This is a genomic window from Sphingobium sp. FG58, from assembly GCF_057809055.1.
In genome coordinates this window covers 1-10,511 of the sequence record NZ_JBMDJF010000007.1, presented here as the reverse complement: position 1 = coordinate 10,511, position 10,511 = coordinate 1, and the positions used below count along the sequence as shown (strand labels likewise).

The following is a 10,511-nucleotide window of genomic DNA, read 5'->3' as shown; positions in this document are numbered from 1 at the left end:
CATATGAGCGACGAAACCGAAGTCATGTCCACCACGGACCGGCTGGTCTATATGGCGCACCAGATTGCGCGCAACCTGGAAACCATGGGCGAGGCGAAGGCGGTGGCGGCGCTGGCCGAGCATTTGACCCGTTTCTGGGACCCGCGCATAAAAGCGCAGATCATTGCCATTGCGCAGGACCAGCCCGAACGGCTTTCCCCCATAGTGGCCGCAGCCGTTGCGCGCATGGCGCAGGCCAGGGGCGCTCCGCAAGTGGATGCGGCGCAATTCAACATGGTGGACGAGACGGGGCATTGCGACGCCGGTTGAGCGGCGCGCGATCCACCGCTACCCCTTCTTGATGGATGCAGACCGCCAGAGCATGACTTTCGACCGGCTGACCGCCGATGGGGCGACGCAGCCGATCGATCGGGCGCTGGCCGACGAAGTGCCGGTTGCGATCGAATTTAACGGTATCGGCTATGCCGTGCTGATGGCGACGCCGGCCGATATTGGCGATCTGGTGCAGGGCTTCGCGCTGGCCGAGCGGCTGATCGGCCCGGACGATGCGCCGTTCGATGTGGATACCCATCGCACCGATCAAGGCATCGTCGCCCGCGCCACCCTGCCGCCGTCGCGGACGGACCTGTTGCTGGACCGGGTGCGGCACCGGGCGTCGGACTCCTCGTGCGGCATATGCGGCATTGAAAATCTGGAGCAGGCGATCCGGCCCCTGCCACAGGTAGCGGCGCGTTCGCGCGCCGACCGGGCGGCGATTTTTCGCGCGCTCGATGGGCTGGCGGTGCATCAGCCGCTCAACGCCGCCACCGGTGCGGCCCATGCCGCCGCGTGGGTCAGCGCGGACGGGGCGATCCTTCTGGCGCGGGAGGATGTCGGGCGGCACAATGCGTTCGACAAGCTGATCGGCGCGATGAAGCGGGCGGGGGCGAACTGGGACGGCGGCTTTGCCCTGCTGTCGTCGCGCTGTTCCTATGAATTGGTGGAAAAAGCGGTGCTGAGCCAATGCCCACTGCTGGTGACGATTTCCGCCCCCACGAGGCTGGCGGCAGAGCGCGCGGCGGCGGCGGGATTGCCGCTGGTCGTGCTGGCGCGGGCCGACGCGGTGTTGCACCGGGGCAACGCTCCGCTGGCGTAGCGCCACAGGCCGCTTGGCATCGCGGTGCCTTTCCCCTAGAGCGCGCGGCGTGAGGGGGGCTTGGCTTCCCTTGCAGCTAGATCGCGCCGGTGTCCCGCAAGGGGCTGAAAATGGGAATGCGGTGCGGGCGTGCAAGCGCCCAATTCCGCGGCTGTCCCTGCAACTGTAAGCGGTGAGCATGATGCACGCGGGTCGCAAGGCCCGGCCACTGGACGATGTGTCTGGGAAGGTCCGTGCGTTATTGCCCTGACCCGCGAGCCAGGAGACCTGCCGGCGTCTGGTCGCTCTTGCCCTGATCCAGGGGATGGTCATGGCACGGTGGTTTTCCGTCGAGCGACGCTGTGCGGCCGGGGCCGCATCGTGCCGTGCGGCGGGGGCTGGCGTTTGTCCCGCATCATGGCGCGACCGCTTGCGCGGACGCCCTGGCCTTGAAGTCGCATTCAGACGCTCAGGGCATTTATAATGTTAAAAACAGGGATTTCTCTCATTGCGCTGCTGGCGGCTACGCCCGCTCTGGCGCAGGACGATAATATCGTCGTCACCGCGTCGGGCATCGAACAGTCGCGGGACGAAGTCGGGCAGGCGATCACCGTCATCGACGCGCAGACCATCCAGACGCGGCAGGCGGTCGATGTGGTTGATCTGCTGGCGACGACGCCGGGGGTGCGCTTCAATCGCAATGGATCGGTCGGCGGCGTGACCGGCGTGTCGCTGCGCGGCGCGGAAACGACACAGACATTGGTGCTGATCGACGGGGTGAAGGTCAACGACCCCAGCGGCATCGGCGATGGCTATGATTTCGGCCATTTGCTGACCGGCAATATCAAGCGGATCGAGGTGCTGCGCGGCTCCAACTCGGTGGTGCATGGCAGCCAGGCGATCGGCGGCGTGGTCAACATCATGACCGGCGTGCCTGCTGACGGCTTTGGTGCCAACGCCTCGGTCGATTATGGCTATAGCGATACGGTGAATGCCAAGGCGGACGTCTCCGGCACCAGCGGCATCGCATCGGGCGGGGTGGGCGCGGCTTACTTCCGCACCGACGGCATTTCCTCGGCGGCGGGCGGCACGGAAAAGGATGGTTATGAAAATATCGCCACCAACGCCCGGCTGAAACTGGCGTTCAGCGATGCGCTGAGCCTGGACCTGCGCGGCTATTATATCCAGGCCGACCTGGACTATGACAGCTTCTTCGGCGCGCCTGCCGACAGCAGCGATGTGAGCAAGCTCGACCAATATGTGGGCTATGCGGGCCTCAACCTCGCCCTGCTGGATGGGAAGCTGACCAACCGCGCGGCGGTCACTTATCTGCGCAACGACCGCGACTATTATTTCGTGCGCGGCACCGACCCGGACTATGGCTATTCCGGCACCAACCTGCGCTTCGACTATGAAGGCGTCTATGCCCCGGTCGATCAGGCCAAGCTGGTGTTCGGCTATGAACATGAGCGGCCCGATTATGATTTCTTCGGCTTCGGCAGCACGTCGTCGGCGAAGATCAACATCGACAGCGTCTATGCGCTGGCGATCGTCAAGCCCTTCACCGGCCTGTCGGTCACCGGTGGCGTACGGCATGATGATCATAGCCAGTTTGGCGGCGCGACAACATTCGGCGCGAACGCCAACTATACGCCCAATGCGGGCGCGACCAATATTCGCCTGAGCTATGGCGAAGGGTTCAAGGCACCCTCGCTCTATCAGCTTTACGACATGTTCAGCGGCAACAGCGCGCTGCGCCCCGAACGCTCGAAAAGCTATGATGTCGGTTTCGACCAGAGCCTGGACGGCGGGCGGGCGACAGTCTCGGTCACGGCTTTTCTGCGCGATACCACCGACCAGATCAATTATGACAATGCGACCTTCAGCTACAGCAATCTGGACCGCACCCGCGCCAAGGGTGTGGAGGCCAGCATCGCGTTAAAGCCGGTGGACGCGCTGACCGTGACCGGCAGCTATAGCTATGTCGATGCGCGCGACCGGTCGGGCGGGATCAATGATGGCAACCGCCTGCCGCGCCGCGCCGTCAATGCGGTCAGCGTCTCGGCGGACTATGTCTGGTCTTTCGGCCTCTCGACGGGTGCCACGGTGACGATGGTGGGCGACAGTTTCGACAATGCGTCCAACACCCGTCGTCTGGACGGCTATGCGCTTGCCGGTTTGCGGGCCTCGCTGCCACTGGGCGAGCATTTGGAAGTCTATGGCCGGATCGACAATCTGTTCGATGAAGCCTACGCCACTGCCTATGGCTATGGCGTCTATGGCCGCTCCGCCTTTGGCGGTGTGCGTGTCCGCTTCTGATATGGCACAAGGGGGGACGGGCGCGCAGCCCGTTCCTTCATTTCGGCGCGTTCAGCCGCGTCGCGCTTTTGCTGCGTGGCGCCCCAAGTTGCGCCACGATGGCCCGCGCCGCCTGCACATAGGCAGGGCCGCCGCACACGGTCCAGCTTTGCGGCAGGCTGATGCGCGGGATGGATTTGATCGCGGGATGCTGGAGCATTTCGGTCCCCTGATCGACCACCGCTTCGCTGCCGCTTTCGACAATCAGCCAGTCGGGCCGCGCCGCGACCATCGCCTCCAGCGGCACCTGCGCCAGCGCGGGCTTGCCGAGTTTCGCGGCGAGGTTTGTCAGCCCCACCCGGCGCATCAGATCATCGACCAGCGTGCCGGTGCCGGTCATGTAGCCGCGCCGCTGATAATAGGCTGCGACGCCGTTACGCTTCGCTTTGGGCAGTGCCGCCAGTTCGCGGTTCATCTGCGCGATCAGTTGTTCACCCCGCTCAGGATGCCCCACCGCGCGCGACACCTGCCGTATCTGGTCCAGGATCGCGGCATAGCTGTCCGCGCTGGCCAGACCCAATGTGGTCCACTGCCCCGGCGGCGCACCGGCGACTATGTTCGGCCCGATAGGATAGCCCAGGATCAGGTCGGGCCGGATTGCCAGCACCTCCTCCGAAGCGCGGCGCAGCACGCGATAGTCCCGCGCTGCGTCCGCCGCCGCCGACAATTCAGGATCGCGCGCATTGCTGCTGAGCGCGGCGATCTGGCTCTTGTCGGCCAGCGCGATCAGATATTGGTCGGCGCAGACATTGAGCGAGACGATGCGACGCGGCGTGGCGTGTGCCGTGCCGGTGAGCGTCAGGGCGGCAATGGCAAAGGTCAGCGGAAGGATCATGGAGCCTGTCTTGTAGTAGGACGTGTTCCCGCGCAGGCGGGGACCCAGTCCCGCGCTCAGAACTGGGTTCCTGCCTTCGCAGGAACACGTCGCCTTGCCAACCGCCAAGGCGTGCGTCCATGACGGCCCGCCGTCACCCCCTGCTCATTCCCACGCTGTTGCTTCTGCTGGTCGCCGCAGCAATGGGTTCCGTGATGCTGGGCGCGGTCGCGATCAGTCCCGCGCGGATCTGGGCGGTGCTGACCGGCGGCGGCGATGACATTGCCCGCGCCATCATCATCGACCTGCGCTTGCCCCGGATGCTGCTTGGTCTGCTCGTCGGCGCGATGCTGGGCCTGTCGGGCGCGGCCTTGCAGGGCTATTTGCGCAACCCGCTGGCCGAACCCTCCGTGCTGGGCGCGTCCAACGCGGCGGCCTTGGGCGCGGTGTGCGCGCTCTATTTTGGGCTGAGCGCCCTGCACCCGCTGGTCCTGCCGTTGCTGGCGATCACCACTGCGCTGATCGCCATCGCCGGCCTGTTCCTGCTGGCGGGACCGTCGGAAAGCCCGCTGACGCTCATACTGGCGGGCATCGCCGTCGCAACGCTGGCAGGCGCAGGGATCAGCCTGTCGCTCAACCTGTCGCCCAACCCCTTTGCGGCGATGGAGATTATGAGCTGGCTGATGGGCAGTCTGGAAAACCGCAGCTATGTCCATGTCAGCGTCGCCTTGCCCTGCATCGCCATCGGCGCGGCTTTGTTGCTGGCCGACGGGCGGACGCTGGACGCGCTGACGCTGGGGGAGGAAGGCGCGCAGGCGCTGGGCGTGAACCTCAACGCGGCGCGGTTGCGGATGATGCTGGGCGTCGCGATCGGCGTGGGCGGCGCGGTGGCGGTGTCGGGGGCGATCGGTTTTGTCGGCCTGATCGTGCCGCACATCGTGCGCCCGCTGACCGACCGGTCGCCCTCGGCGGTGCTATGGCCCTCGCTGCTCGGCGGCGCGGTGCTGCTGACGCTGGCGGATATCGGCGTGCGGCTGATCCCGTCGGCCAATGAATTGAAGCTCGGCGTCGTCACCGCAATGCTGGGCGTGCCGGTGTTCCTGATCCACCTGATGCGGGAGCGGCGGCTATGGTGAGCCTGGCGGTAGAGGGACTGTCGGTCCGGCTTGGCCGTCATGCGGCGGTGCGTGATGTCAGCATGATGCTGGCACCGGGCCAGTTGGTCGGCATCATCGGACCCAATGGCGCGGGCAAATCGACGCTGATCCGGGCGATGCTGGGGCTGGCGAAGGCGCAGGCGGGTCGGGTTTGCATCGACGGGCAGGATGTCGCGTGGATCGACCGGCGGGCAATAGCGCGCGCCATCGCCTATCTGCCGCAGGGCCAGACATTGCACTGGCCCTTGAGCGTCGAGCGGCTGGTGGCGCTGGGGCGGCTGCCGCATCTGGGGCCGCTGTCTCGCCTGTCAGATGAGGATGAGGCGGCGGTGGAGGCTGCGATGGCGCGCGCCGATGTGCTGCATCTGAAAGGCCGGATCGCCACCGAATTGTCGGGTGGGGAGCGGGCGCGGGTGCTGCTGGCGCGGGCATTGGCGGTGGGTGCGCGGGGACTGATCGCCGATGAGCCACTCGCGGCGCTCGATCCCGGCCACCAGATCGACGTGATGGACCTGTTGCGCGACGAGGCGCGGGGTGGGGCGCTGGTGGTGACGGTGCTGCACGACCTGAGCATGGCGGCGCGCTGGTGCGACCGGCTGCTGCTGATGGACGGCGGTGCGCTGGTCGCGGACGGCGCGCCGATGGACGTGCTGACCGAGCAGGCGCTTGCCCATGTCTATGGCATCACCGCCTGCATCGATCCGGGCAATGGCTGGCCGCTGATCCTGCCGACCGGGCGGGTGCCCCGGTCGGCAGCCGACTGATTACTCCGCGAAGCTGCGGGGCGCAGGCGCGATGACCGTGACTGCGCCCGCCCCCACTTCGGACACTTCCAGCGCGCGTTCAGCGATGCCGGTGCGGCCAAAACGGAACGCGCCGTCAATGCCCGAAAAACCGCCCGAATCGCGCAGGCGCGCCGCGGGGAAGGGGCTGCCCGGTTTCCAGTCCTGCGCGATCCGCACCGTCAGCAGGACCGAATCATAGCCGAGCGAGGACAGGCGGAAGGGCGCCGTGCCGTAACGGGCGCGATATTTGCCCGCGAGCTGTCCGTAGAGCGTGTCCGACACGCTGGCGAACCAGGCGCCGCGCAGCACCGGACTGGCGGCCAGCGTGCCTTCGGTATTCCACAGTTCCGTGCCGAGCAGCCGCGCGGTCGCGCCGCCATTTTTGCGCACGATCGGCGCGACCTGGAGCGCGACCTTGCCGCTGTCGGCGATCAGGAGCGCATCATAGCTGGAGGAGGCCTGCAATTTCTTGACCGCTGCGGTGATCGAAGCGGGGCTGCGGTCGAAATTCTGCATCGACACGACCGTACCCCCCGCCTGCTCGACCGCGCGCAGCAGCGCATTGCCCGCCCGTTCGCCATAGGTGCCGCGCGGGATGAGCGCGGCGAAGCGCGACAGCCCCTTGTCGCGGGCGAAACCGACGACCCGCTCGATCGACTGGTTGGGGTTATAACCCATGATATACACGCCGCTGCCCGCTGCGCTGGCGTCGTTGGAGAAGCTGATCACCGGCACATTGGTGCGCGCGGCGATCGGCCCCACAATGCGGGCATCCTCGGCGAGCAAGGGGCCAAGGATCAGGCGGTTGCCTTCGGCCAGCGCGCGGTTCGCCGCCGCTGCTGCGCCCAGGGCGGTGTCATAGGTGGTGATGCGGATCTTGTCGGTTTTGGTGTCCATCAGCGCTAGCGTGGTGGCGTTGGCGATCGACTGGCCGACCCCGGCATTGGGACCGCTCATCGGCACCAGCAGCGCGACGCGGTGGCGCAGCGTGTCGGTCGGCAGGCCTTGGGTCACGTCCGGGCCGCTTGGTCCAACCGGGCCGGTCGGGGTGGTGGGCGCCGGTCCCTTGGGTACGATCGACTGACAGGCGGCGAGCAGCAGCGTACCCGCGGCAAGCGCGATTCGCGCGCCACGCTTCAATGAAGCGAACAAGTCCGCTTGCCGGGAGGCATCCGTCTCTGTCATCTGGCGTCCTTATGGAAACTCAATCTTCGGGTCTTGAACCTGGGCTTTATATCGTCGCGGGGCCGATCGGCAACCTTGGTGACCTTACCCCGCGCGCGGCGGAGGTGTTGCGGCTGGCGGACGTGGTCGCCGTGGAAGATACACGGGTGAGCGCGCGGCTGTTGCGCCATGCTGGCTCTGATCGCCCGATGCTGCCCTATCATGACCATAGCGGCGAAAATGTGCGGGCGCGGCTGGTGGAGCGGATGGCGGGCGAATCGGTCGCCCTGCTGTCGGACGCGGGGACGCCGCTGATATCCGATCCGGGCTATAAGCTGGTGCGCGATGCGCGGGCGGCGGGACGGCGGATCACGACCCTGCCCGGTCCCAGCGCGGCCATTGCGGCGCTGACGCTGTCGGGCCTGCCGACCGATCGCTTCCTGTTCATGGGCTTCCTGCCCAGCAAGGCCAAGGCGCGGGGGGATGTGCTGGACGAGGTGGCCGGGCTGCGGGCGACTCTGGTCTTTTACGAAAGCGGCCCGCGCCTGTCCGAAAGCCTGTCCGCCATGGCCGCCCATCTGGGCGACCGGGAAGCGGCGGTCAGCCGGGAGATCAGCAAGACATTCGAGGAAACCGCCTGCGGCACATTGAGCGAACTGTCCGCTCGTTACGCCGACGCGCCGCCCAAGGGGGAGATTGTCGTGACCGTCGGCCCGCCGGGCGAAGCGCCACCCGCCAGCGCGGAGGATGCCGACGCGGCGTTGCTGGAGGCGCTGACCCGGCTGTCGGTGTCGAAGGCGGCGGGCGAGGTTGCCAAGAAATTGGGGCTGGACCGGCGCACGCTCTATGACCGGGCGACGGAATTGAAGGGGTGAAGCGCCCAATTCCTGCCAGACTGGCCGCCGAACGACGCGGGCGTCAGGCCGAGCGGATCGCGGCCTGGTGGCTGCGGCTGAAAGGCTGGCAGATTGTCGGACGGCGGATGCGGACGCCAGCGGGCGAGGTCGATCTGGTCGCGCGCAAGGGCGCGATGTTGGCCTTTGTCGAGGTGAAGGCCCGCGCCACGGCGGCGGAACTGGACCTGGCGATCGACGAGCGGCGATTGCGCCGGGTCGCGGCGGCGGCGGAAATCCTCTGGCATGATCTGGGCAAAGCGGGGGACGATATGCGAATCGACGTCATCCTCCTTGCGCCGGGCCGCGCGCCACGCCATCTGGCCAATGTCTGGCATGGGGGGTGAGCCTTGGCTTCCCCGTTCGTCCTGAGTAGCCGCTGAGTTTGTCGAAGCGGCATATCGAAGGATGCGTGCCGGTGATGCTTCGATACGGGACTTCGACAAGCTCAGCCCCTACTCAGCACGAACGGATGAAGAAGGAAGCGCAAGCATGACCGAACTGAACCCCCTGACCGTCGCCGTGCAGATGGACCCGATGGAGGGCATCAAGATTGCGGGCGATTCGACCTTTCACATCATGCTGGCGGCACAGGCGCGGGGGCATCGTCTCTACCATTATCTCGCCCCAGACCTGACCTATCGCGATGGCCGGGTGCTGGCGAAGGCGCGGCCGGTCAAGGTGCAGAAAGTGGATGGCGACCATTTCGCTTTTGGCGAGGCGGAGATACTGGACCTGGGCCGCGACGTCGATGTGGTGCTGATGCGGCAGGACCCGCCGTTCGACCTGAGCTACATCACCGCCACCCATTTGCTGGAGCGGGTGCAGGCCGAAACGCTGGTGGTCAATGATCCCGCCAGCGTCCGCAATGCGCCGGAAAAGCTGTTCGTGCTGGACTATGCCCGTTTCATGCCGCCGACGATGATCACCCGCGATCTGGCCGAAGTGCGCAGTTTTCTGGCCCAGCATGGCGAGATTGTGGTCAAGCCGCTTTATGGCAATGCGGGTAACGCCGTGTTCCATGTCGATGCCCGCGGATCGAATCTTTCCGCGCTGGTGGAAATCTTCAACGCGTCATGGGTTGAGCCCTTCATGGTACAGGCCTTCATCCCCGGCGTCGCCCAAGGCGACAAGCGTATCGTCCTGATCGACGGGGAGGTCGCGGGCGCGATCAACCGGATTCCAGGGGCGGGCGAAATCCGATCCAACCTGGCGGTCGGCGGATCGGCGGCCAAGACCGTGCTGACCGACAAGGAACGCGAGATTTGCGCAGCGATGGGGCCGGAGTTGAAGGCGCGCGGCCTGCTGTTCGTGGGCATCGACGTGATTGGCGGCGAGTGGCTGACGGAGATCAACGTGACGTCTCCGACTGGCATCGTGGCGATCGACGCCTTTGACGGCACCGATACGGGCGGGCTGATCTGGGACGCGATCGACGCCAGGCTGGCGGCACGGGCGGCGGCCTAGTTGATGTCTTTACCCGCCGTGCTCCCGCGTAGGCGGGAGTCCAGTCCCGCCGTTTCAACTGGGCTCCCGCCTGCGCGGGAGCACGGGGAACCCAGAGTCAGGCGATGACCGACTGGGTTCTCCGCCTGATCGACGCGGGCGGCTATTGGGGCATTTTCGCGCTGATGGTGCTGGAAAATGTCTTTCCGCCGATTCCGTCCGAACTGATCATGGGCATTGGCGGTATTCGCGTGGGTCAGGGCCGCATGGCGATGGAGTGGTTGCTGGTTGCGGGGACGCTCGGCACCACGGTGGGTAATTATTTCTGGTATATGGTCGGGCATGTGCTGGGCTTCGGCCGGTTGAAGCCTTTGGTCGATCGCTATGGTCGCTGGGCGACGCTGGAATGGCGCGATGTGGAGGCGCTTGACCGATTGTTCGGCAAATATGGCCAGATCGTCGTGTTCGTGTTCCGCTTCATGCCCGCGCTGCGGACGATGGTGTCGCTGCCCGCCGGGCTGTTCCGCATGGGGCATATGAAGTTTCTGGCGTGGACTGCGGGCGGGGCGCTGATCTGGAACATCATCCTGGCCTATGCCGGGTTCGTGCTGGGCAAGAATTTCAGCGAGATCGACACATATATCGGCCCGGCCGCGACGGTGTGCGTCGTGGGGGCGGTGCTTGTCTATCTGTGGCGGCTCGCCACCTGGCGGCCCAAGGGCTGATACGCGACATGGCACAGCCTCCGTTCGTTTCGAGCGTGTCGAGAAACCGTAGCGC

The 10,511-nt window shown here is 66.1% G+C and carries 11 protein-coding genes and 1 riboswitch; of the genes, 9 read left to right on the top strand and 2 right to left on the bottom strand.

Features of this window, described 5'->3' with window-relative positions; translation table 11 throughout:
• Positions 1 to 3 precede the first annotated feature (3 nt).
• From ACODR8_RS10400 to ACODR8_RS10390, 3 genes are all read left to right on the top strand, one after another.
• Positions 4 to 309, top strand: coding sequence for a formate dehydrogenase subunit delta (locus ACODR8_RS10400; RefSeq protein WP_489007168.1), 306 nt, complete (start codon positions 4 to 6; stop codon positions 307 to 309).
• 31 nt (positions 310 to 340) lie between these two features.
• Positions 341 to 1,135, top strand: a complete 795-nt coding sequence (fdhD, locus tag ACODR8_RS10395; RefSeq protein ID WP_489007167.1) for a formate dehydrogenase accessory sulfurtransferase FdhD — start codon at positions 341 to 343, stop codon at positions 1,133 to 1,135.
• A gap of 70 nt (positions 1,136 to 1,205) precedes the next feature.
• Positions 1,206 to 1,424: riboswitch (cobalamin riboswitch) on the top strand.
• A 173-nt stretch (positions 1,425 to 1,597) separates the two neighbouring features.
• Positions 1,598 to 3,433: a TonB-dependent receptor plug domain-containing protein gene (locus ACODR8_RS10390; protein ID WP_489007166.1), complete on the top strand. Its 1,836-nt coding sequence runs from the start codon at positions 1,598 to 1,600 to the stop codon at positions 3,431 to 3,433.
• Positions 3,434 to 3,470: 37 nt separating this feature from the next.
• Here ACODR8_RS10390 and ACODR8_RS10385 read toward each other — a convergent pair whose 3' ends face one another.
• Complete coding sequence (locus tag ACODR8_RS10385; RefSeq protein ID WP_489007165.1) at positions 3,471 to 4,307, bottom strand: ABC transporter substrate-binding protein; 837 nt, start codon at positions 4,305 to 4,307, stop codon at positions 3,471 to 3,473.
• A 119-nt stretch (positions 4,308 to 4,426) separates the two neighbouring features.
• Between ACODR8_RS10385 and ACODR8_RS10380 the strand changes: the two genes are divergently transcribed.
• Together ACODR8_RS10380 and ACODR8_RS10375 are read left to right on the top strand one after the other, a co-directional pair.
• Complete coding sequence (locus tag ACODR8_RS10380; RefSeq protein WP_489007164.1) at positions 4,427 to 5,422, top strand: FecCD family ABC transporter permease; 996 nt, start codon at positions 4,427 to 4,429, stop codon at positions 5,420 to 5,422.
• Positions 5,416 to 6,207, top strand: a complete 792-nt coding sequence (locus tag ACODR8_RS10375) for an ABC transporter ATP-binding protein (protein ID WP_489007163.1) — start codon at positions 5,416 to 5,418, stop codon at positions 6,205 to 6,207. Before ACODR8_RS10380 ends, ACODR8_RS10375 begins: the two co-directional genes overlap by 7 nt.
• Here ACODR8_RS10375 and ACODR8_RS10370 read toward each other — a convergent pair whose 3' ends face one another.
• The gene (locus tag ACODR8_RS10370; RefSeq protein WP_489007162.1) at positions 6,208 to 7,413 is read right to left on the bottom strand and encodes a penicillin-binding protein activator; all 1,206 of its coding nucleotides are present in this window, start codon (positions 7,411 to 7,413) and stop codon (positions 6,208 to 6,210) included.
• Between the two features lie 11 nt (positions 7,414 to 7,424).
• Here ACODR8_RS10370 and rsmI point away from each other — a divergent pair, with 11 nt between their 5' ends.
• From rsmI to ACODR8_RS10350, 4 genes are all read left to right on the top strand, one after another.
• On the top strand, positions 7,425 to 8,267 hold the full coding sequence (gene rsmI, locus ACODR8_RS10365) for a 16S rRNA (cytidine(1402)-2'-O)-methyltransferase (RefSeq protein WP_489007161.1): 843 nt from the start codon (positions 7,425 to 7,427) through the stop codon (positions 8,265 to 8,267).
• Positions 8,264 to 8,632 (top strand): YraN family protein, encoded by a 369-nt coding sequence (locus ACODR8_RS10360; RefSeq protein ID WP_368389787.1) that lies wholly within the window; start codon positions 8,264 to 8,266, stop codon positions 8,630 to 8,632. Before rsmI ends, ACODR8_RS10360 begins: the two co-directional genes overlap by 4 nt.
• 145 nt (positions 8,633 to 8,777) lie before the next feature.
• Positions 8,778 to 9,752 carry a glutathione synthase gene (gene gshB, locus ACODR8_RS10355; protein WP_489007160.1) on the top strand — a complete coding sequence of 325 codons (975 nt, stop codon included), beginning with the start codon at positions 8,778 to 8,780 and terminating at the stop codon, positions 9,750 to 9,752.
• 104 nt (positions 9,753 to 9,856) lie between these two features.
• The gene (locus ACODR8_RS10350; protein ID WP_489007159.1) at positions 9,857 to 10,456 is read left to right on the top strand and encodes a DedA family protein; all 600 of its coding nucleotides are present in this window, start codon (positions 9,857 to 9,859) and stop codon (positions 10,454 to 10,456) included.
• Positions 10,457 to 10,511 lie beyond the last annotated feature (55 nt).

What these genes read in the sequence shown, in the direction of transcription:
- ACODR8_RS10390 (WP_489007166.1), top strand. Translation starts at nt 1,598, where the DNA reads ATGTTAAAAACAGGGATTTCTCTCATTGCGCTGCTGGCGGCTACGCCC.
- ACODR8_RS10380 (WP_489007164.1), top strand. Translation starts at nt 4,427, where the DNA reads ATGACGGCCCGCCGTCACCCCCTGCTCATTCCCACGCTGTTGCTTCTG.
- ACODR8_RS10400 (WP_489007168.1), top strand. Translation starts at nt 4, where the DNA reads ATGAGCGACGAAACCGAAGTCATGTCCACCACGGACCGGCTGGTCTAT.
- ACODR8_RS10375 (WP_489007163.1), top strand. Translation starts at nt 5,416, where the DNA reads ATGGTGAGCCTGGCGGTAGAGGGACTGTCGGTCCGGCTTGGCCGTCAT.
- rsmI (WP_489007161.1), top strand. Translation starts at nt 7,425, where the DNA reads ATGGAAACTCAATCTTCGGGTCTTGAACCTGGGCTTTATATCGTCGCG.
- gshB (WP_489007160.1), top strand. Translation starts at nt 8,778, where the DNA reads ATGACCGAACTGAACCCCCTGACCGTCGCCGTGCAGATGGACCCGATG.
- ACODR8_RS10350 (WP_489007159.1), top strand. Translation starts at nt 9,857, where the DNA reads ATGACCGACTGGGTTCTCCGCCTGATCGACGCGGGCGGCTATTGGGGC.
- ACODR8_RS10385 (WP_489007165.1), bottom strand. Translation starts at nt 4,307, where the DNA reads ATGATCCTTCCGCTGACCTTTGCCATTGCCGCCCTGACGCTCACCGGC.
- fdhD (WP_489007167.1), top strand. Translation starts at nt 341, where the DNA reads ATGGATGCAGACCGCCAGAGCATGACTTTCGACCGGCTGACCGCCGAT.
- ACODR8_RS10370 (WP_489007162.1), bottom strand. Translation starts at nt 7,413, where the DNA reads ATGACAGAGACGGATGCCTCCCGGCAAGCGGACTTGTTCGCTTCATTG.